Source organism: Streptomyces sp. NBC_01408, from assembly GCF_026340255.1.
Taxonomy (GTDB): domain Bacteria; phylum Actinomycetota; class Actinomycetes; order Streptomycetales; family Streptomycetaceae; genus Streptomyces.
The window spans coordinates 836,154-857,566 of sequence record NZ_JAPEPJ010000001.1 but is presented as its reverse complement, the minus strand read 5'-3'; the positions used below and the strand labels follow the sequence as shown (position 1 = coordinate 857,566).

Here is a 21,413-nt window from a genome sequence, read left to right as displayed (position 1 = left end):
TAGAGAAGTAACCGCAGGGCGGTCACCCGAGAGGGTGGCCGCCCTGCGGCGTTGTTGACGGCTGCTTCAGCGTCCGGGCTGCATGTACGGCTGGAGGTGGTGCAGGCGTGTGCGGTGATCGGGGTGGGTGGACAGCAGCCGGGAGAGCGTGCCGGGCTCCGTGAACGGCTTTCCGGTCTGCGCGAGCACGGCCTGCTTGGCCTGCTCTTCCTGCACCATCACCCCGTGGAGCATCTGCGCGAGCATCGGCGCGAAGCCGAGGACGGCCGCGTGTGCGTCGGCGCGCAGTTCGGCCCGCCGGCCCACCGCCGCCATGAAGTACGGCATCACGAGGAGCAGCAGCGGGAGCCCGTAGGTGGCGGTGATCGTCAGCAGGGTGAACATGCCGACGAAGATGATCAGGAGCCCGGCCGCCAGGTAGGAGAAGAAGCTGGTGAACCGGATGACGAAGACGGTCACGGCCCGGATGACCTGCCAGGCGACCCGACCGGGCAGGGAGTACCACCAGCCCAGCAGCCCGGACCAGGCGTGGCCGCCGGTGTGGTGGCCGAGCTCGTGGGCGAGTACGGCGGCGAGCTGGGACCTGGGCAGCTTGTCCAGGGCGTAGCGGGTGACCGCGACGATGTGGCCCGCGGCCGCGTACGCGTTGAGGTGGTCGCTGTCCTCGATCCACAGCTCGTAGCGTTCGCCGTCGACGCCCGCACGGGCCGTGACCTCGCGCCACACCGGGGCGAGCGCGGCGAGCTCGTGGGGGAGCGGCCGCTGGAGGCGCAGCAGGCGGCGGGCGAAGAAGTCCTCGCTGGGGCGGTGGAAGACGAGGGCCCCGGAGGCGATCCAGAGCAGGGTGGGCACCCAGTAGGGCAGGCCGGACAGGGCCTCCAGGAGGGTGGCGAGGAGCAGGACCACCATGAGGCTCATCAGGAAGCCAGGGACGTGCAGGGCGAGCTGGCCGAAGGCGGTGGCGTCGGTGCTGCGCTGGTGCGCCTTGAGGTGGAGGCGGGTGCCGGGGGCGTTCTGGTAGTCCAGGTCGTCGAGCGGCGCGGGCGGCCCTGCGGGGTGCCCTGCGGGCGGCCTGGCGGGTGTGGGGGGCTCTGCTGGGTGCCTGGTGGGTGTGGGGGCCTGCTGGTACTGCGGGTAGGCGGGCTGCTGGGGCGAGGGCTGCTGCGGGTGCGCTGGTTGCTGGTACGGGGCCTGCTGGTGGGGGGCTTGCGGGGGCGGGGGCTGCTGGTACAGGGCCTGCGGGGGCGGGGTCTGCTGGTGCGGGGTCTGGGGGTACGGGGTCTGGGGGTACGGGGCCTGCTGGTACGGGCTCTGGTGGTGAGGGGCCTGGGGGTACGGGGGCTGCTGCGGGTACTGCTGGTGCGGCCCGGGCCGTGGCGGCTGCGGGTACGGGGGCTGCGGGTACGGGGGCTGCGGGTACTGCTCGGGCTGCGGGTGGCCGGGCGCCGGGGGCCCGCTCGCCGGGTACGGCGGCGGGGCCTGCTGCTGTGGGTACGCCGGGGGCGGGCCCTGCGGGTACTGAGGGCTGTCGGGGTGCTGGGGGCTTTGGGGGCTGTGGGGGTACTGGGGAGCCCGGGGGTCCTGCGGGTATTCGGGTTCGGGTGCGGGTTCGGGCGACTGGTTCACGGTGGTCCTTCGTCGTCTCGGTGGCGTCAGCCGATGAGGAGGGCGGTGGGGAGCAGTACCGCGGCCGCGCAGAAGGCGACCAGGCCGGTCCTGATCCACTGGTGCTTGCGGGTGGCGATCCGGCTGTTCTCCGCGAGAGCGGCCATCAGCGAGTCGGTGGGGTCGCGGTCGGTCTCCGCGAGCGCCTCCGCGAGACGGCCCTGGCGGACCGCCGACCGGATGTCGCCGAAGTACGAGAGCGGGGAGCCCGGCTGCCACTCGGCCGAGCGGTAGCGGGGCAGCACGGCCAGCAGCAGGGCGGGCAGGGCCAGGGCGAGGGCGGTGGCCCCCGTCCACCAGAGGGCCTGGCCGGGCGTGGAGAGCGAGCCCGGCTGCCAGCCCTTTCCGGCGAGCAGGGCGCTGATCACCCCGGCGGTCATGCCGAGGGCCGCGACCAGGACGGAGGCCTTGCTGTCGGCCCGGGCTATCTCGGCACGCAGGTCGGCGAGCAGGCGGGTGGCGGCGTCGGCGGGTGCGGGTGCCGGTGCCGGTGCCGGCGGCGGGGGCGTGGTCATGACTGCTCCTGCCGGTCGCCGTCGGAGGGCCCCGGCCCGGCCTCGGGCTGGGCCTCGGGCCGGTCGGGCTGATGCTCGGGCCGAGCGGGCCCGGCCGGGGGCTGAGCCGGAGCGGCGGGCGTGGGCGGCTGCTGGACGGGGCTGGTCCCGTACCCGGGCGGCGGCTCCCACTGGGCGAAGGTCGGCGGCGGCCCGTACGGTGCGCCCGGCACAGGAGCCGCGGGCGGAACCGGTGGCTGCGCGGGCGCTCCGTACGGCCGGGCCGGACCGTGCGCCGGGGGCAGCGGAGCTGCGTCATAGGGCGCACCGGGTCCCGGAACCCGGGGCTGCGCGGGACCCTGGTGGGGCGCGCCCTGCGCGTCCGCCGGGGGCTGCGGCGGGGCGTCGGCCGGGCCCGGGGCCGGGGGCTGCGGCGGGGCGCCGTAGGCCGTCCCGGGGGACGTGGCCTGCGACTGCGGCCGGGCGTCGTAGGGCTGGGTCCCGGGGGACGTGGACGGGGGCTGCGCGGGAGCCTGGTGGGGCGCGCCTTGAGCGTGCGCCGGGGGCTGGAGCGGAGCGCCGTAGGCCGTGCCGGGGGATGCGGCCTGCGACTGTGGCGGGGCGTCGTGGGGCTGGGTCCCGGGGGACGTGGACGGGGGCTGCGCGGGAGCCTGGTGGGGCGCGCCTTGAGTGTGCACCGGGGGCTGCGTCGGAGTGCCGTAGGACGTCCCCGGCGACGTGGTCCGGGGCTGCGGCGGGGCGTCGGCCGGGCCCGGGGCCGGGGGCTGCGCGGGTGCCCCGTAGGGCGCGCCTTGAGCGTGCGCCGGGGGCTGGAGCGGGGCGCCGTAGGCCGTGCCGGGGGAGGTGGCCGGGGGCTGGGGGTGTGGGGCGTAGGGGGGTGTCTGGCCGTAGGGCGGCGGCGGGGGCGGGAGTTGGCCGGGGTAGGGCGGGGGCGGGTCGTGGGGGACGCCCGGGAGGCGCTGGTTCAGGATGTCGTTCATGGCCCGCAGTGCCAGCTGCTTGGGCCCCTGGAGTTCGTGCCGCTCGGCCCCGCCGTCCGCGAGGACCTGGCTGACCAGGGACATCTGGTCCCGGATCATCTGGAGCTGGTCCTCGCGCATGGTCCGCATGACGAGGGCCGAGTCCTCCGGGTGCTCGGCCAGGTGCAGGGCCCACGCGTGCACCCCGCCCTGCTGGAGGTGCCACTGGTAGAACGCGATCTTCTCGGCCTCGACCCGCTGGAGCTCCGCCTGCTGGCGGCTCAGCTCCACGCGCCGCTGGTGCTCCCACTGCTGCTGCTGGAGGGTGAGCTGGTGCTGCTGCCCGCCGTACACCAGCGCCCGGTCCGTCGTGAGCTCGTCCTGCTGCCGGGCCCGCTGGTCGAGCTGTACGTCGATCCGCATGCCGAGGCGCTCGGTGAGGAGCTGCTCGTCGGTGCTGTGGTGGATGGCCTGCATCCGCAGCTGGTGGTCGATGTTCTCCTGGTCGCGGCGCAGCCGGACGGTCCAGGTGGTCTGGAGTCCGCAGTCCTGGCCCAGGGGGCGGGCCTCCGGCAGCACCCGCAGCAGCTCCGCCTCGGCCCGGGCGCTGTCGGCGATGGCGAAGTGCCGGGCGACGGGCCGGGCGGCCTGCTCCAGTTCGCCGAGCAGCAGCCGCGGTACGTCGCGGTGTCCGCTCTCCACGAACCGGGCGGGGTCCGCCACCCGCCAGCTGAGTTCCACGACGACCACGAACTGGTGGGCGTCGTTGTCGCTGGGCAGCTGGATCTCCGCCGAGACGTGGTGGACTCCCGTGTCCACCTCGTAGACCGCCGTGTAGCCGCGCGTGGAGCCGGGCCGGTGCGGCGGCAGGAAGGCGACGTACCCGCCCTTGGCGGTCGAGAAGACCAGGGCGTGGTCGATACGGGACTGGAGCCTGCGGAACACCTCGAACCGCGCGAGCTGCTGGACGGAGAGGACCGGGTCGATCAGCCGGCTGTGCCGGTCGGCGGGCTGCTGCCACTCGGTGTGGTGGCGGGGGTCGGGCATGGTGCGGCTTCTCCTCGGTTCAGTGGGTCGGCAGTACGGTCAGCAGGCGCTCGGCGACGGCGGGTACCACCCCGCCGCTCCCCTCGTGCAGGAGGTGCCGGAGCCGTGCGCGCTCGCGGGGGTCGGTGCCCAGGGCCGGCAGGAGGGCGGCGAGCGCCCATTCGGTGCCGGGGTCGCGGTCCGCGGCCAGCACCCAGTCGTGCAGCAGGTCGAGGGCGTCCTCGTTGCCGGGGCGGTTCAGGACGGCCCGCCACAGGGCGGCGATGCCGTGGGCGGAGCCCGGCTGCCCGGTGGCGGACCGGGCGTACCAGTCCAGGACCAGCGGGCGGCCGTACGGTTCGTCGTCCTCGGTGTGCCGGCAGGCGCGCAGGAAGCCGTCCAGCGCGAGGTCCGCGGCGGTCCGGTCGTCGTCGGGCGTGCGCAGCAGTTCGGCGAGGACCGCGTCGCGCGCGTCGGAGAGGAGCAGCAGTTCGAAGGACTGGGTGAGTTCGAGCAGCAGCGCCGTGTCGTTGCCGGTGAGCCGGCGGGCGGCCGCGCGCAGGGCTTCGAGGGTTTCCGCCGGCCGCTCGTCGCCGATCAGCCCGTGGACGCGGATCGCGGCCCAGCGCAGGCGGGAATGGGCGTCGTCGTCGGCGCACCAGCGGTCGATGATCCGGGGGATGTTGGGGGTGCCGATGAGGTGCGCGAGGGCGAGGGCGTTCACGGCGCCGATCCGCAGCCACGGCCGGTCGGAGCGGGCCCATTCCTCGATGACCAGGGCCATCGCGGAGGGCAGGTCGTGGAGGGCGAGGACCGCGGCGGTGGAGGCTGCCCTGGTACGGACGAAGGACCGGCCGTCGGCGGCGAGCCGCCGCAGCCAGCCGACCAGTGCGGGGCGGGCGGACGGGTGCCCGGTCCACACCTCGCGCAGCAGGACGGCGGCGGTCCGGTCGTCCTCGAACGCGGCCATCCACTGGGTCACCGGGCCCCACTCGGTCTGCTCCTCCTTCGGGTAGCGGACGGCGCGGGCCAGCTGGAGGCGTTTGGCGGGGTTGCTGCCGAAGACGGGGACGGCGGCGGGCCGTTCGGGGTCCTCGGTGTGCTGGAGGAGCCCGTACAGGAGGTCGCTGAGCTCGGCGGTGAGGGCGTACGGCCCCTTGTGGAAGGCGGCGAGGGCCACGAGGAAGGCCTTGTCCCGCAGGTGGGGCGTGCCGTCCGGGTCCTCGAACCACTCCCGGATCTGCTGTTCCAGGGCGCCCTGGGAGAAGGTCTCGATCTCCGCGGCGTCCGTCCCGTGGCGGGAGTGCCGGCCGAGCACGGCAGCGAACTGCGCGGCCTCGCGGAGCTGGTGGTGGTGGTTCAGGAAGTCGGCGACGGCGGGAAGGGCCAGCAGCCGCCGTAACTCCTTCTTGTCGCCGACGAGGGCCCCCAGCGAGGAGCGCAGGACGGCCGCGGTGCCGGGCGGCTGCCAGGCGCGGCCGCCGACGCCCTCCAGACGGGTGTGCGGACCGGCGGTGACCACCAGGAAGCTCTTCTCGTCGAGCCGGTCCCGGGCGGCCAGCAGGTGCGTGTCGCGCAGCGGCCGGTCCCGTTCGGTGAGGGGGTCGCAGAGCACGTACCCGCGCGCCGCCCCCGAACCGAGCCGGTCGGCGAGGGTCTCGGGGGACGCGCTCCGGTCCAGGGCGTGGACCGAGGCGACGCCCAGGCGGCGCAGCAGCATGAACGCGGCGGTGCGGCGGCCCGTGAAACGGGGGCCGGTGAGCACCAGGACGCGCTCCTTGCGGAGCCGCTCCAGCAGGTCCTGGAAGTTGCTGCCCTCCGCCACGAAGACCTCGTCGAGGCGGGTGAGGGTGGTCCCCGGGACCTCGCCGGAGGCGGGCGCGGAGCCGCCGGCCGCGAGGTGGTTCACGGTGATGTTGCCGTGGAAGGTGCCGCCGCTGATGCCGTGGTTGACGCCGCCGAAGACCCCGCCGCCGACGCGCATCGCGTCGGGGATGCCGCGGTACAGGTCCCGGCGGGCCTCGTAGGCGCTCTGCGGCGCCGCTTCCTCCGCCGGGGCCTGGGCCGGGGCGCCGGCCGCGGGTTCGGCCACGGCCTCCGGCTGGTCCGGGGCCTCGGACGGTGCGGAGCCCTCCGCCGTCGGGGCGCTCACCGGCGGTCACCGCCGCCCAGGTGGATGTCACCGTGGAAGGTGCCGCCGTTGATGCCGTGGTTGGTGCCGCCGAACTGCCCGCCGTTGATGTCGTACACGACCGGCGCCGCTCCGTCGGCGGCCGCCGGGGGCGTCCGGGCCGGTGCGGGCGCGGCGGGCGCCGGGTCCGCGGGAAGCCCCGTCCCGGCGCCGGATCCCCCGTCGGTCTCCGGCGCCGGGCCCCCCTTCGGCAGTGGTCCGCACAGCCACGCGCGCAGCGGGCCGTTCTTGCTGGGCACGGTGACCCCGTTGAACCGCTCCGCCGGGATGCCCAGGTGGTGATGGCGCACGATCGCCTCGTGGACGCGCTCCGATACGCACAGCGCGAAGTCGTCGGCGCTCTCGCGCAGCGCGGCTCGCAGCACCTCCCCGTCCAGCAGCCGGCAGGCGTGGTTGAGGTCGGAGCCGACCTCCCCGCCGAGCTCGTCGAGGTCGACGTACCCGGTCGCCAGCACCCCGCGCAGCCTGATCTGGGCCGAGCTGGACGCCAGCCGGTTCACGGCGCGCAGCTGGGCCGGCACCTCGGTCAGCAGGACCCGCAGCAGCTTGTCCAGAGGGGCGTTGGCGTCGATGACCTCGATCAGCCCGTCGCCCCGGTCGGAGCGCCGCCGCAGGGTCGCGTCGATCTCCGCGGCCAGGAGCACCTGGTCGATCACGCCGTAGAGCATGCGGCGCAGATAGGCCTGGGCCACGTCGTCGCGGTCGCTGTACCGCTCGATGTCGAGGAGGAGCAGGTTGCGGTTAACGGGGTGGATCATGGTCGCCTCTCGCTGGGATCCGTACGTGAGATGAGGGTGGCGGCGCCGCGGCCCGGGCCGTGAGGGCGGATGACGCACTCGGACTGTGACCGTGTGCACAGTTCCGCGCGGGCCCGGGGCGCGGCGGGACGCGGGGCGGGCGGTACACCGGGCGGGACACGGCGTCCATGGGGTCAGAGCGCGGGGCGGGCGATCCGGCGGAGCACGTCCGGCCGTACGATCACCACGCTGCGGTGGCCGGTGAGCACGACCCCGCGTTCACGGAGCTCCTTGAGCTCGCGCTGGACCATCTCGCGGGAGGCCCCGACGGCCCCGGCGAGCTCTTCCTTGGTCAGCGGTACGGACAGCTCCACGCCCGCGTCGGTGGCGCGGCCGTGGGTCCTGGCCAGGTCCAGGAGCAGTACGGCGAGCCGCTCGCGGACGCTCATCGATGCGAACTCCAGGCGGCGCTGGTCGGCGGCACGGGTGCGGTCGCAGGTGAGGCCGAGCAGCCGCAGGGCCGCGGTGGGGGAGGAGGCGAGGAAATCGCGGAAGCTCTCGTGGTCGACGGCCAGGGCCCGGACCCGCTCCAGCGCGGTCACGGTGGCCGAGCGGGGACGTCCGGTCAGCGCGGCGGACTCCCCGAGGATGTCGCCCGGCCCGCGCAGGGCGAGCAGCGCGTGGTAGCCGTTGGCGGCGGAGACGGTGACCTTCGTCCAGCCGTGCAGGATCAGCAGGATGTGCGACGAGGGCTCGTGCTGGTGGATCAGGCGGTCGCGCGGTGCGAAGGCCAGCTCGCGGCCGAGCGCGCGTAACGCCGTACCGTCCTCGTTCTCCAGCCGGGCCAGGAAGGGGACGCGGTCGTCCAGCCCCCCGTCGCCCGGGAGGTCTTCCATGGCCATGCGGGCCCCCCGATCCGTCAGGGCGGTCAATGTACTGACAGCGGGGTGCGCGTAGATCCGGAACAACCGGATTCGCGCCAGACGATCACAGACCGTGCACGAAAGCCCCCACATCCGTCACGATGTGGGGGATTTGCCGGAGATGTTAGTGCGGCCGGGAGGGCTAGGGGGCGGAACGGCCGCGGCGCAGGCCCGCCACCGTGACGGAGGCCAGCGCGAGGAGGGCGAGGGCGGCGCCCGCGAGGCCCGGGGTGAGGCCCCTGGGGGTGAAGGTGCAGGAGACCTCGTCCGCGCCCGCGGGGAGCTCCAGGGAGACCAGGCCGTGGAAGTCCCCGACCGGCGCCGAGCACTGCCAGCCGGGGACGTTCGTCATCGCCAGGACCGCCGTGCCCCGGGCGCCCGGGGGGAGGCCGGCCTCGATGCGGTGGCCGCCCGCCTCGACCCGGGTGGCGCCGGTGGCGGTCAGGTTCCGCACGGCCGCGTCGAGCGCCGCGCGGTCCAGGCAGCCGACCGGGTGGCTGCCCGCGGCGGCGCCGCGCGTACGGGTCCGGACGGTGACGGCCACCTTCCCCGAGGTGGGGACCGGACCCAGCGGGACCACCCCGGTCCGCAGGTCCTCCAGCCGCCGCTGCGTGCCGCCGGTGCGCAGGGTGCCGTGGAGCGCGGGGGAGTACCAGTAGGCCTCGGAGCCCGGGCGGCACCGGGCGGCGTACGTCTGGGCGGTGGCGCCGCCCCCGCGGGTGACCCGCGGGACCTGGTAGACGGTGGCGCCCAGAACGTTCTCCTGGCGGGCGTAGACGCTGTCCGGCGGGTTGGGCGAGGCGTAGGGCGCGGAACGGACCGTGACCAGCGGCGGCGCGGGGAAGACCGAACCGGTCCAGGTGCCCGGGGCGGCCCCCGGGCGGACCCGCGCGCCGATCGAGAAGATCGCGTCGAGCACGGGGCTGTCGGCGCCGAAGAAGGTGCGGCCGTCGTTCTTGTAGCCGTACCCGAGCGGCTCCAGGGCCCGGAACGTGGCCTGCGGGAGGTAGCTGCTGTAGTACTGCGGCCCCTCCGCGCGCAGGGCCAGGGCGTCGTTGTACGAGGTCTGCGGCGCGCCCGAGTCGGTCCGGTAGGCGGGCCAGCCGTCCACCTCCCGGACGGCGTCGAAGTGCCGGCTGATCGACCCGTTCGAGGTGGCGGCGGGCCTGGCCCAGCGCTCGCGGGAGCGGCGGGCGTCCGCGTTGGCCGCGGCGGCCGTGGACTCGGCGAAGACGACGCCGACCATCAGGACCGCCGCGAGGGGGACCAGGTGGGGCCGCTTGGCGCCGAGCGCCAGGAGGACCAGGGCCAGCAGCGACAGGGCGCCGCCGCCGAGGACCGCGGGCCAGGTCCAGCCGCCGAAGTCGTCGGTGTGGCGCAGCGCGAAGGCCGCCGCGGCGAGCAGGGCGGCGGACAGGGCCAGGTGCAGGGGGCGCGGCCGGTGGGCCAGGGAGAGCCAGGCCAGGACCACCACCATGGCGCTGAAGACGAAGGTCTCGCGGTACGGGTTGCCGTTCGGGACGGCCAGCCCGTGCCACACGAACTGGGTGGGCGGGAACTGGAACGAGGCCGCCACCAGCACCGTCGCGCCGGCCCACACCAGGCGGGTGCGGCGCGCGACGGCGGTGTTGAGGAGGAAGGTCCCGGCGAGGACCAGGCCGAGCGAGGCCACGTACAGCCGCGGCCGGCCGCCCCACAGGTGGGTGGCCGGGAGCAGCCCGGCGAGGAAGGCGTCGATCCGCACCGGGTCGAAGGCGGCGGCCCGGGTGGGCTGCGCGGCCCCGCTGGCGAGGAACGAGGGCAGCAGCAGGGGGAGCGTGAGCAGGACGCCGGTGACGGCGGCCGTCGCGGCCCGCCAGACGGCGTGCAGCCGCCTCCCGGAGGTGGTGCCGAGGGTGGCCAGGCGGACGGCCAGCAGGATGCAGGCGGCCATCGTGGCCATCATGGCGGTGTAGAAGTTCCCGTACCAGGCCAGGGCGACCAGCAGGGCCGCGCCCGGCCAGCGGCGCTCCTCCAGGCACCACTCGACGGCGATGCCGAGCATCGGGAGCGCGACCAGGCCCCAGAGCCACATGGGGATGTACGAGGCGTCGCTGAGCGCCCAGCCGCACAGCCCGTAGCAGGCGCCGAGGGTCCCGCGCTGCCACCAGGGGCCGGGGTGCAGCTTGCCGAGGTACACCGTCATCAGAGCGGCGGCGGTGCCCGCCGTGACCGGGGTGATGACGAAGACGGCCAGGTCGACGTGGTCGCGCGGGACCAGGACGGCCAGCCAGGAGAAGGGGTTGCCGAGGTAGGTGTGGTAGTCGGACAGGAACTGCTGGCCGAAGCCGCCGCGCCAGGTGAAGAGCAGGTCACCGGCGGCCTGCCCGTGGACCAGGTCCCACAGCCCCCGGTGGAAGGGCACGTATTGGTTGGCCTGGTCGTTGACGGCCCGGCCGGTGGGGCCGAAGGGGAAGGCGCCGCGCGCGGCCCAGGCCGCGCAGACGGCGCCCGAGGTGACGAGGAAGGCCAGCAGCGGCCCGTACAGCGCGGCCCGGCGCGGGCGCCGGGGGCGCGGCAGCAGGCCGGGTCCGCCCGCGCGGGGAGGGCTGTCCGTCGTCGTCGGCCGCGAGGTGACCGTCCCCAATGTCCCGCTCCCTCATGGTCGTGCCGTTTGGGCTGAATCGGACGGCAGTGTAGGGCTCGCGGGGCTGCCCGCACGGCCCGCGAGTCCGCGTCCGCGGGCCCGTACGGAGCCCCGTACGGCCATCCGTGAAGGGGCGGGCGCCAGCCGCGCGCGGGTCGGAACAGGGCCCGGACCTGGGATCGGGCGGGCGGACCGGCCGGCGGCCCATAGCACGCCCGCGCCACATCCGCGCGTCGGAGGGGCCGCATGGCGGTGTCGCCCGTGCGGCGTACGGGCCGTGGGGATCTCGCCACTTCCGCGGCCAGGCTTTTGTTTTGACCGGAGTGGATGCGATAGGTACGCTCAGACCTTGTGCCTGGGGTGTGCCTGGGCTCCCGTGCGTGTCCATCAACCGCATGCGAGCCGAGTCAGCCACCGCGATCCATGCGTCTCCGTGCTTGCGCGGAGGTCCGCCGGATCCGACACACCCGACCGCGTGGGTCGGCAAATGTTCCAGGTTAGCTTCACTACACGGCACACAGAAACCGGAGAAGTAGTGCCTACGATCCAGCAGCTGGTCCGTAAGGGCCGGCAGGACAAGGTCGAGAAGACAAAGACCCCCGCGCTTGAGGCTTCGCCCCAGCGTCGCGGCGTCTGCACGCGTGTGTTCACGACCACCCCGAAGAAGCCGAACTCGGCGCTGCGTAAGGTCGCGCGTGTGCGTCTGACCTCCGGCATCGAGGTCACCGCTTACATTCCGGGTGAGGGACACAACCTGCAGGAGCACTCGATCGTGCTCGTGCGTGGTGGCCGTGTGAAGGACCTGCCGGGTGTTCGTTACAAGATCATCCGCGGTGCGCTTGACACCCAGGCTGTCAAGAACCGCAAGCAGGCCCGCAGCCGCTACGGCGCCAAGAAGGAGAAGTAAGAATGCCTCGTAAGGGCCCCGCCCCGAAGCGCCCGGTCATCATCGACCCGGTCTACGCATCTCCTCTGGTGACGTCGCTCATCAACAAGATCCTCCTGAACGGCAAGCGCTCCACCGCCGAGCGCATCGTCTACGGCGCCATGGAAGGCCTCCGCGAGAAGACCGGCAACGACCCGGTCATCACGCTGAAGCGCGCGCTGGAGAACGTCAAGCCGTCCCTCGAGGTCAAGTCCCGCCGTGTCGGTGGCGCGACCTACCAGGTTCCGGTTGAGGTCAAGCCGGGCCGCCAGTCGACCCTCGCGCTGCGCTGGCTCGTGGGTTACTCCCGCGCCCGCCGCGAGAAGACGATGACCGAGCGCCTCATGAACGAGCTGCTCGACGCCTCGAACGGTCTTGGCGCTGCCGTCAAGAAGCGTGAGGACACGCACAAGATGGCCGAGTCCAACAAGGCCTTCGCGCACTACCGCTGGTAATCGCAACCCACATCGAGACCGAGAGAAGACTGAGCCGATATGGCTACCACTTCGCTTGACCTGGCCAAGGTGCGCAACATCGGCATCATGGCTCACATCGACGCGGGCAAGACGACGACCACCGAGCGCATCCTGTTCTACACCGGTGTGTCTTACAAGATCGGTGAAGTCCACGACGGCGCTGCCACGATGGACTGGATGGAGCAGGAGCAGGAGCGCGGCATCACGATCACGTCCGCCGCGACGACCTGCCACTGGCCGCTCGAGGACGTCGACCACACCATCAACATCATCGACACCCCGGGCCACGTGGACTTCACCGTCGAGGTGGAGCGTTCGCTCCGCGTCCTCGACGGTGCCGTCACCGTGTTCGACGGTGTCGCCGGTGTGGAGCCGCAGTCCGAGACGGTGTGGCGTCAGGCCGACCGTTACGGCGTTCCGCGCATCTGCTTCGTCAACAAGCTCGACCGCACCGGCGCCGAGTTCCACCGCTGCGTCGACATGATCAAGGACCGCCTCGGTGCGGTTCCGATCGTCATGCAGCTCCCCATCGGCGCCGAGATGGACTTCCAGGGCGTTGTCGACCTGGTCACCATGAAGGCGTTCGTCTGGTCCGCTGAGGCGACCAAGGGCGAGATGTACGACATCGTCGACATCCCGGCCACGCACACCGAGGCTGCTGAAGAGTGGCGCGGCAAGCTGGTCGAGACCGTCGCCGAGAACGACGACGAGATCATGGAGCTCTTCCTGAACGGCGACGAGCCGTCCGCGGAGCAGCTGCACGCCGCCGTCCGTCGCATCATCCTCGGCTCCGGCAAGGGCAAGGGCGAGCCCACGATCACTGCGGTGTTCTGTGGCACGGCGTTCAAGAACAAGGGCGTTCAGCCCCTGCTCGACGCTGTCGTCCGCTACCTGCCGTCGCCCCTGGACATCGAGGCCATCGAAGGCCACGACGTCCGGGACGCCGAGGTCGTCGTGAAGCGCAAGCCTTCCGACGAGGAGCCCCTCGCGGCGCTGGCGTTCAAGATCATGAGCGACCCGCACCTCGGCAAGCTCACCTTCGTCCGGGTTTACTCGGGCCGCCTGGAGGCCGGCACTGCGGTGCTGAACTCCGTCAAGGGCAAGAAGGAGCGCATCGGCAAGATCTACCGCATGCACGCGAACAAGCGTGAGGAGATCGCGTCGGTGGGCGCCGGTGACATCGTCGCCGTCATGGGCCTGAAGCAGACCACCACCGGTGAGACGCTGTGTGACGACAAGAACCCGGTCATCCTGGAGTCCATGGACTTCCCGGCCCCGGTCATTCAGGTCGCCATCGAGCCCAAGTCCAAGGGTGACCAGGAGAAGCTGGGTGTCGCCATCCAGCGTCTCGCGGAGGAGGACCCCTCCTTCCACGTTCACTCGGACGAGGAGACGGGCCAGACCATCCTCGGCGGTATGGGCGAGCTGCACCTCGAGGTGCTGGTCGACCGTATGAAGCGCGAGTTCAAGGTCGAGGCCAACGTCGGCAAGCCGCAGGTCGCGTACCGCGAGACCATCCGCGGCACCGTCGAGCGTCACGACTACACCCACAAGAAGCAGACCGGTGGTACCGGTCAGTTCGCCAAGGTGCAGATCGCGATCGAGCCCATCACCGAGACCGACGGTCCGGCGTACGAGTTCGTGAACAAGGTCACCGGTGGCCGCGTGCCGAAGGAGTACATCCCTTCGGTCGACGCCGGTGCGCAGGAGGCCATGCAGTTCGGCATCCTGGCCGGCTACGAGATGACGGGCGTCCGCGTCACGCTTCTCGACGGTGGCTACCACGAGGTCGACTCCTCCGAGCTCGCCTTCAAGATCGCCGGTTCGCAGGCCTTCAAGGAGGCCGCGCGCAAGGCGTCCCCCGTGCTCATGGAGCCGATGATGGCCGTCGAGGTCACCACGCCCGAGGACTACATGGGTGACGTCATCGGTGACATCAACTCCCGCCGTGGCCAGATCCAGGCCATGGAGGAGCGTCACGGTGCTCGCGTCGTGAAGGGCCTCGTGCCCCTTTCGGAGATGTTCGGCTACGTCGGAGACCTCCGCAGCAAGACCTCGGGTCGCGCCAGCTACTCGATGCAGTTCGACTCCTACGCCGAGGTTCCCCGGAACGTCGCTGAGGAGATCATCGCGAAGGCCAAGGGCGAGTAACTCTTCCGAGTACACGCTTTAGGCTTGTCACCGGAGCCTCTGGGGCAACAGGAATAACCTTCCTTTGCCCCGGAGGACCGGCTTTCCAGCAAAGATCACCTGGCGCCGATGAGTAAGGCGTACAGAACCACTCTCCAGGAGGACCCCGTGGCGAAGGCGAAGTTCGAGCGGACTAAGCCGCACGTCAACATCGGCACCATCGGTCACATTGACCACGGTAAGACGACCCTCACGGCCGCCATTACCAAGGTGCTGCACGACGCGTACCCGGACCTGAACGAGGCCTCGGCCTTCGACCAGATCGACAAGGCTCCTGAGGAGCGCCAGCGCGGTATCACCATCTCCATCGCGCACGTCGAGTACCAGACCGAGGCGCGTCACTACGCCCACGTCGACTGCCCGGGTCACGCTGACTACATCAAGAACATGATCACCGGTGCCGCGCAGATGGACGGCGCGATCCTCGTGGTCGCCGCCACCGACGGCCCGATGCCGCAGACCAAGGAGCACGTGCTCCTGGCCCGCCAGGTCGGCGTTCCCTACATCGTTGTCGCCCTGAACAAGGCCGACATGGTGGACGACGAGGAGATCCTGGAGCTCGTCGAGCTCGAGGTCCGTGAGCTGCTCTCCGAGTACGACTTCCCGGGCGACGACCTGCCGGTCGTCCGCGTCTCCGCGCTGAAGGCCCTCGAGGGCGACAAGGAGTGGGGCGAGAAGCTTCTCGGCCTCATGGCTGCCGTCGACGAGGCCATCCCGACCCCGCCGCGTGACACCGAGAAGCCGTTCCTCATGCCCGTCGAGGACGTCTTCACGATCACCGGTCGCGGTACGGTCGTCACCGGCCGTATCGAGCGTGGTGTCCTGAAGGTCAACGAGACCGTCGACATCATCGGTATCAAGGAAGAGAAGACCACCACCACGGTCACCGGTATCGAGATGTTCCGCAAGCTGCTCGACGAGGGCCAGGCGGGCGAGAACGTCGGTCTGCTCCTCCGTGGCATCAAGCGCGAGGACGTCGAGCGCGGCCAGGTCATCATCAAGCCGGGTTCGGTCACTCCCCACAAGGAGTTCGAGGCCCAGGCCTACATCCTGTCGAAGGACGAGGGTGGCCGTCACACCCCCTTCTTCAACAACTACCGCCCGCAGTTCTACTTCCGTACCACGGACGTCACGGGTGTCGTCACCCTGCCGGCCGGCACGGAGATGGTCATGCCGGGCGACAACACCGAGATGACGGTCGCGCTGATCCAGCCGGTCGCCATGGAGGAGGGCCTGAAGTTCGCCATCCGTGAGGGTGGTCGTACCGTGGGCGCCGGCCAGGTCACCAAGATCACGGCGTAGTTTCGTGCTCTGACCTGGTAGCTCGCTGAAGCGAGCACCAAGTTCCACTGAAGGGCCCCGTCCCACCGCTTCGGCGGAGGGACGGGGCCCTTCGGCGTTCCGTGTCCTTGGTCACGACCGGCCGTCGGCGGCCGGCCGGAGCCGCGGTCCGGCCGGCGGGCCCGGTCCGACGGGGCGATGGGCGACCGGACTTCGCCGACCTGCTTCGATGTCCCCCGAAGGGCCTGGCCGCGCTGGCCGACCGCCTTGACGGGAACGTCATCTGACGGTGCCCAGGACGCATCACCGCCAGGCCCGGTGGCGTCATCCGGTGCCATATGCTTGTCCCACAAAGACTTTGGCCCCTTCGCGCGAAAGGCGCCGCCCGCTGTGCGACTCTCCGTCCTGACCTCCATCTCCGGTCTTCTGGTGCTGGGGTACATCCTCGAACTGCTGCGCCGTCAGCAATTGCGGGAGAAGTACGCCGCGATATGGCTCGGCATCGGACTGCTGGTCGCACCGATCGGGTTCGTACCCGACCTCCTGGACCCGATCGCCAAGGCCCTCGGCGTGGCGTCCGGTGCGAGCCTGGTCCTCTTCAGCGGCTTCGTGCTGGTCCTGCTGGTCAGCCTGCACCTCAGCTGGGAGACCAGCCGCCTGGAGGCGGAGACCCGCACCCTCGCGGAGGACGTCGCGCTGATCCGCGCCCATCTCGTCCAGCAGGGCGGTTACCCCAGCACGTCGCCGCGCACGGAGGACTCCGGCGCCACCGAGGCACAGGTGAACTCGTGAACGACGGTCGTCGCGTTCTGATCATTCTTCCCGCCTGGAACGAGGAGGAGGGCCTGCCCTCCGTCCTGCGCGAGATCCAGGAGCAGCTGCCCTACGTCGACACCCTCGTGGTCGACGACGGCTCGGCGGACAACACCGCAGCGGTGGCCCGCGCGGCCGGCTCGGCCGTCGCCCAGCTGCCGTTCAACCTCGGCGTCGGCGGCGCGATGCGGCTCGGCTACCGCTACGCGCAGCAGCACGGCTACGACGTCGCGATCCAGGTGGACGCCGACGGCCAGCACGACCCCGCGTACGTGCCGGCCCTGCTCGAACGCCTCGCCGTCGGCGACGCCGACCTCGTCATAGGCGCCCGGTTCGCCGGAGACGGCGACTACCAGGTGGGCGGCCCGCGCAAGTGGGCCATGAAGCTGCTGTCCGTGGTGCTCTCGCGGATCACCCGCACCAAGCTCACCGACACCACCTCGGGCTTCCGGGCCTGCAACCGCCCGCTCATAGAGTTCTTCGCGCGCTGGTACCCCGTGGAGTACCTCGGCGACACCATCGAGTCCATGGTGGGCGCGGCCCGCTCCGGCTACACCGTGCGCCAGATCCCCGTCGCCATGCGGGAACGGACCACCGGCCGCCCGAGCGCCTCGCCGTTCCGGGCGATGGTCTACCTCACCCGCGCCGGCCTGGTGCTCCTGCTCGCGATGATCCGTCGCATGCCGACGGAGCTCAAGGCGTTCACGCCCGGCTCGCCGGCGTACGTCGCGCACCAGGAGCGCACCGCCACGCTGCTCGGCCACGAGCTGACCAAGGCGTAGCCCCGGGCGGGGACATCTCACGGAAGTGTGACCTGTAGTGACGAGGATGGCCCCTACGTCCCCCACGTCCCCCGCGGACCCGGAGACCGACCGTACCGCCGGGGATCCCCCGGCGGGCAGCCGTACCCGGGCGGCGGGGTGGTGGCACGCCACGTGGGTCGTGCCGTCGGCGCTGGCCGTGGGCTACGTGCTCAACGTGCTGTTCCGGCTCTCGCTGGTCACGAAGCAGGACTATCCGACGGCCAGCCCGGACGAGCAGATGTACCTGGTGATGGCCAGGATCATGGCCGGCCGGCCGACCACCGAGATCTTCCGCAACCAGGTCATCCCCGGCGGCTACTCGCTGCTGATCTCGCCCGCCCTGCGCATCACGCAGGACCCGGTGTACGCCTACCACCTGGTCATGGGCATCAACGCCCTGATCAGCTGCGCGCTGCTGCTGGTGGCGTACTGGGCGATGCGCCGGCTGAACGTCTCCCGGCCCGTCTCGTACGTCGTCGCCACCGCCGCGGTGCTGGCGCCTCCGGTGGTCTTCTACTCGCAGTTCGCGATGGCCGACACCCCGCTGCCGGTCCTGGTGCTGCTGTGGCTGATCGGCCTGCACGGCCTCCTCTCCGAGGGCAGCAGGCGCCGCCGGATCCGGTTCGGCCTGCTGGCCGCCTTCGCCGCCGGATACTGCCTGCTCACCCATGACCGGGGCGGTGTGATCGTCGCGCTGACCGGGGTGGTGCTGCTGGTGACGCTGGCCCTCAAGTGGGCTCCCCGGATCGCCTCACTGCTGGCGCTGTCCGTGCTCGCCGCGATGTTCGCCGGCAAGCAGCTGATGACCGCCTGGCTGATCTCCCGGATCGACGGCGCCACGCCGAGCGAGGTCGGCAACGCCGTCTTCGAGACGCTGCTGAACCCGAACCTGATGCGCCGCACCCTCATGCGGGTGATCGGCCACCTCTGGTACTTCATGACCAGCACGTGGGGCCTGGGCGCGCTGGCCCTGGTGGTCTGCGTGTACGCGGTCTTCAGCTCGCGCTTCACCCGGGCCGACCGCGTGGTGGCCTTCGTGATGGTCGCGCTGCTGGGTGGCATCGCCCTCGCGGCCGCCGCCGGCCTGCCCGCCGACGGGCGGATCGACACCATCGTCTACGCCCGCTACCTGTCCCTGCTCGTCCCGGCGTACCTCCTGGTCGCTGTGGCGACCCTGTACCGCCTCCGCAGCCGGAAGAGGCTCCTCGCCCTCGGCGCGGCCGCCGCCGGCGTGACGCTGGCGCTCACGGCCGTACTGCTCCACATGGCCGGCAAGGAGTTCGGCAGCTCCTGGTTCGTCGTGTGGGGCCTGCCCGACGCGACCTTCCTCTCCAGCCTCTGGGCGGAGGACTGGCGCAGCTTCCACGCGGCGCGTACCACCGCGGTCGCGCTGATCGTGCTGGCCGTCGTCCTGCTGCTGCGCCTGCTCGGCGGCATCCGCCGGGCCGCGCTCGCCACCGGCGCCGCCGGCGTGGTGCTGGCCGGGTTCGCCGCGTGGGGGACCGTCGCCATCACCGACCACGTCACGAAGCCCAACACCGAGTGGCGCTACGAGGACGGCACGGGATTCATCGAGAGGGCGGGGATCCGGCCCGGCGACCGGCTGGTCATGGACATCGGCTTCCGCTGGGAAACCCGGGCGTCGGCGACCTCCCAGATCCTCGACGGCCGGGTCTGGACCCGCTTCCTGATCAAGGGCGAGACCCCGCCGCCCGAGGCCGACGTCGCTGCGCTCGCCCTCCGCGACGCCTCGGCCCCGGCCACCGACAGCTGGCCCGACGCCCCGGCCGGCTGGCACGTCGACCGGGAGGTCCGTGAGCGCCAGTACGTGATCTGGCGCAGGGACTGACCGCCCGCCCGGTGGCGGGGGCCCTGCCGGGGACCGGCCGCCGAGCGCGGCGCGGTTTGACGTGATCGCTCCGAGGGGTATTCTCTTCGGCCCGATTGGCGCAGTACGTGTCTTGTATGGCAGACTACTCAAGTTGCTCGGTTGAGTGCCGATGCTGCGCGCCTCCCGCCGGGAGGACCGGAAGCGAGTCCCACAGTACTCGTCGCCTTTATCTGCCCCCCGGGGCAGCAATGGGGCGGACGTACGGGAATCTTCCGGGAAGTGTCAGCGAGGCGCCGACCAGGCGCTCGGTGGGTGTTCATCCCCCGAACCGCGGTCTTGGGACCGCACCCCCTTGGCAGGGAATTTCTGTATGGAAATTTCTTTGGAGGGAGTGCGACACGCCCGACCGCGTGGGTCGGAGGAGGAACCGCGGGTCACCCCGCAGCCGGCCGAGAGTCAGAGCGTTTTCACACGAGACAAAGGACTACGAAGTAGCCATGGCGGGACAGAAGATCCGCATCCGGCTCAAGGCCTACGACCACGAGGTCATCGACTCCTCGGCGAAGAAGATCGTCGAGACGGTGACCCGCACTGGTGCGTCGGTCGCAGGCCCGGTGCCGCTGCCCACTGAGAAGAACGTGTACTGCGTCATCAAGTCGCCGCACAAGTACAAGGACTCGCGCGAGCACTTCGAGATGCGCACGCACAAGCGCCTGATCGACATCCTCGACCCGACGCCCAAGACCGTTGACTCGCTGATGCGCCTGGACCTTCCGGCCGGCGTTGACATCGAGATCAAGCTCTGAGAGGCGTCGAGAAGATGGCAAAGCAGATCAAGGGCGTCCTGGGCGAGAAGCTCGGCATGACCCAGGTCTGGGACGAGAACAACCGTGTCGTCCCGGTGACCGTTGTCAAGGCCGGGCCCTGCGTCGTTACCCAGGTCCGTACGAACGACATCGACGGCTACGAGTCGGTCCAGATCGCCTTCGGCGAGATCGACCCGCGCAAGGTGAACAAGCCCCTCAAGGGCCACTTCGCCAAGGCCGACGTGACCCCCCGCCGCCACCTGGTGGAGCTCCGCACCTCCGACGCCAGCGAGTACACGCTCGGCCAGGAGATCACTGCTGAGGTGTTCGAGTCCGGCGTCAAGGTTGACGTCACGGGCAACAGCAAGGGCAAGGGCTTCGCCGGTGTCATGAAGCGGCACAACTTCCGGGGCCTCGGCGCCGGTCACGGTGTGCAGCGCAAGCACCGCTCCCCCGGTTCGATCGGTGGCTGTGCCACCCCTGGGCGTGTCTTCAAGGGCATGCGCATGGCCGGTCGTATGGGCAACGAGCGCGTCACCACCCAGAACCTGACCATCCACGCGGTTGACGCGGAGAAGGGTCTGCTCCTCATCAAGGGTGCGGTCCCCGGTCCGAACGGCGGCCTCGTCCTGGTCCGTACCGCGGCCAAGGGGGCTTGAGGTAATGAGCACCATTGACATCCTTTCGCCGGCAGGCGACAAGGCCGGTACCGTCGAGCTCCCCGCGGAGATCTTCGACGCGAAGACCAGCGTTCCGCTGATCCACCAGGTCGTTGTCGCCCAGCTGGCAGCTGCCCGTCAGGGCACGCACAAGACCAAGCGTCGCGGCGAAGTCCGTGGTGGTGGCCGCAAGCCGTACCGCCAGAAGGGCACCGGCCGCGCCCGTCAGGGTTCGACCCGCGCTCCGCAGTTCGTCGGCGGTGGCGTCGTCCACGGCCCGCAGCCGCGTGACTACTCGCAGCGGACCCCGAAGAAGATGAAGGCCGCCGCCCTCCGCGGTGCCCTCTCGGACCGCGCGCGCCACTCCCGCATCCACGTCGTCACCGGCGTGGTCGAGGGTGCCGCCTCCACGAAGGCCGCCAAGACGCTGTTCGGCAAGATCTCGGAGCGCAAGAACCTGCTCCTGGTCGTCGAGCGTGCCGACGAGGCCGCGTGGCTGTCCGCCCGCAACCTGCCCCAGGTTCACATCCTGGAGCCGGGCCAGCTGAACACGTACGACGTGATCGTCTCTGACGACGTGGTCTTCACTCAGGCCGCTTTCGAGTCCTTCGTGTCTGGCCCCAAGGCCGATGAGACCGAAGGGAGCGACGCCTGATGTCTGAGGCGACCGTTACCAGCAAGACCTTCAATGACCCGCGCGACCTGCTGATCAAGCCGGTTGTCTCGGAGAAGAGCTACGCGCTGCTGGACGAGAACAAGTACACGTTCATCGTCGCGCCCGGCTCCAACAAGACTCAGATCAAGCAGGCCGTCGAGGCGGTCTTCGGGGTCAAGGTCACCGGGGTCAACACGATCAACCGTCAGGGTAAGCGCAAGCGCACCAAGACCGGTTTCGGCAAGCGCGCTGACACCAAGCGCGCCATCGTGACCCTCGCTGAGGGCGACCGAATCGACATCTTCGGCGGCCAGGCCTCCTAACGGAGGTCT

General features: G+C 71.3%; 18 protein-coding genes. 11 read left to right on the top strand and 7 right to left on the bottom strand.

Annotation, left to right across the window (positions count from 1 at the left end; genetic code table 11):
* Positions 1 to 66: 66 nt before the first annotated feature.
* The 7 genes from OG447_RS03945 to OG447_RS03915 form a co-directional block, all read right to left on the bottom strand.
* Entirely contained in the window at positions 67 to 1,626 is a 1,560-nt protein-coding gene (locus OG447_RS03945; protein WP_266934884.1) for a M48 family metalloprotease, read from the bottom strand.
* A gap of 26 nt (positions 1,627 to 1,652) precedes the next feature.
* The gene (locus tag OG447_RS03940; protein WP_266934883.1) at positions 1,653 to 2,180 is read right to left on the bottom strand and encodes a Pycsar system effector family protein; all 528 of its coding nucleotides are present in this window, start codon (positions 2,178 to 2,180) and stop codon (positions 1,653 to 1,655) included.
* Entirely contained in the window at positions 2,177 to 4,186 is a 2,010-nt protein-coding gene (locus tag OG447_RS03935) for a hypothetical protein (protein ID WP_266934882.1), read from the bottom strand. Before OG447_RS03935 ends, OG447_RS03940 begins: the two co-directional genes overlap by 4 nt.
* 19 nt (positions 4,187 to 4,205) lie before the next feature.
* Positions 4,206 to 6,317: a hypothetical protein gene (locus tag OG447_RS03930; RefSeq protein ID WP_266934881.1), complete on the bottom strand. Its 2,112-nt coding sequence runs from the start codon at positions 6,315 to 6,317 to the stop codon at positions 4,206 to 4,208.
* Complete coding sequence (locus tag OG447_RS03925; RefSeq protein ID WP_266934880.1) at positions 6,314 to 7,114, bottom strand: hypothetical protein; 801 nt, start codon at positions 7,112 to 7,114, stop codon at positions 6,314 to 6,316. Before OG447_RS03925 ends, OG447_RS03930 begins: the two co-directional genes overlap by 4 nt.
* Positions 7,115 to 7,287: 173 nt before the next feature.
* Positions 7,288 to 7,995: a Crp/Fnr family transcriptional regulator gene (locus tag OG447_RS03920; RefSeq protein WP_266934879.1), complete on the bottom strand. Its 708-nt coding sequence runs from the start codon at positions 7,993 to 7,995 to the stop codon at positions 7,288 to 7,290.
* A gap of 163 nt (positions 7,996 to 8,158) precedes the next feature.
* The gene (locus OG447_RS03915; protein WP_266934878.1) at positions 8,159 to 10,642 is read right to left on the bottom strand and encodes a YfhO family protein; all 2,484 of its coding nucleotides are present in this window, start codon (positions 10,640 to 10,642) and stop codon (positions 8,159 to 8,161) included.
* A 535-nt stretch (positions 10,643 to 11,177) separates the two neighbouring features.
* Between OG447_RS03915 and rpsL the strand changes: the two genes are divergently transcribed.
* The 11 genes from rpsL to rplW all read left to right on the top strand — a co-directional run bounded on the left by rpsL (position 11,178) and on the right by rplW (position 21,404).
* A complete protein-coding gene (gene rpsL / locus OG447_RS03910; protein ID WP_007265893.1) occupies positions 11,178 to 11,549 on the top strand; it encodes a 30S ribosomal protein S12 in 372 nt (123 codons plus the stop codon).
* A 2-nt stretch (positions 11,550 to 11,551) separates the two neighbouring features.
* Positions 11,552 to 12,022 (top strand): 30S ribosomal protein S7, encoded by a 471-nt coding sequence (gene rpsG, locus OG447_RS03905; RefSeq protein WP_007265894.1) that lies wholly within the window; start codon positions 11,552 to 11,554, stop codon positions 12,020 to 12,022.
* 39 nt (positions 12,023 to 12,061) lie between these two features.
* Entirely contained in the window at positions 12,062 to 14,194 is a 2,133-nt protein-coding gene (fusA, locus tag OG447_RS03900) for an elongation factor G (protein ID WP_266934877.1), read from the top strand.
* Positions 14,195 to 14,341: 147 nt separating this feature from the next.
* The gene (tuf, locus tag OG447_RS03895) at positions 14,342 to 15,535 is read left to right on the top strand and encodes an elongation factor Tu (protein WP_257554813.1); all 1,194 of its coding nucleotides are present in this window, start codon (positions 14,342 to 14,344) and stop codon (positions 15,533 to 15,535) included.
* 369 nt (positions 15,536 to 15,904) lie between these two features.
* A complete protein-coding gene (locus tag OG447_RS03890) occupies positions 15,905 to 16,306 on the top strand; it encodes a DUF2304 domain-containing protein (protein WP_266934876.1) in 402 nt (133 codons plus the stop codon).
* Positions 16,303 to 17,109, top strand: coding sequence for a glycosyltransferase family 2 protein (locus tag OG447_RS03885; protein ID WP_266934875.1), 807 nt, complete (start codon positions 16,303 to 16,305; stop codon positions 17,107 to 17,109). Before OG447_RS03890 ends, OG447_RS03885 begins: the two co-directional genes overlap by 4 nt.
* Before the next feature lie 46 nt (positions 17,110 to 17,155).
* The gene (locus OG447_RS03880; RefSeq protein WP_266934874.1) at positions 17,156 to 18,979 is read left to right on the top strand and encodes a hypothetical protein; all 1,824 of its coding nucleotides are present in this window, start codon (positions 17,156 to 17,158) and stop codon (positions 18,977 to 18,979) included.
* Between the two features lie 479 nt (positions 18,980 to 19,458).
* Positions 19,459 to 19,767, top strand: coding sequence for a 30S ribosomal protein S10 (gene rpsJ, locus OG447_RS03875; RefSeq protein WP_003948644.1), 309 nt, complete (start codon positions 19,459 to 19,461; stop codon positions 19,765 to 19,767).
* Between the two features lie 14 nt (positions 19,768 to 19,781).
* Positions 19,782 to 20,426: a 50S ribosomal protein L3 gene (gene rplC / locus OG447_RS03870; protein ID WP_007265899.1), complete on the top strand. Its 645-nt coding sequence runs from the start codon at positions 19,782 to 19,784 to the stop codon at positions 20,424 to 20,426.
* Between the two features lie 4 nt (positions 20,427 to 20,430).
* Positions 20,431 to 21,081: a 50S ribosomal protein L4 gene (gene rplD, locus OG447_RS03865; protein WP_030008466.1), complete on the top strand. Its 651-nt coding sequence runs from the start codon at positions 20,431 to 20,433 to the stop codon at positions 21,079 to 21,081.
* Positions 21,081 to 21,404 (top strand): 50S ribosomal protein L23, encoded by a 324-nt coding sequence (gene rplW / locus OG447_RS03860; RefSeq protein ID WP_266934873.1) that lies wholly within the window; start codon positions 21,081 to 21,083, stop codon positions 21,402 to 21,404. Before rplD ends, rplW begins: the two co-directional genes overlap by 1 nt.
* Positions 21,405 to 21,413: the final 9 nt, after the last annotated feature.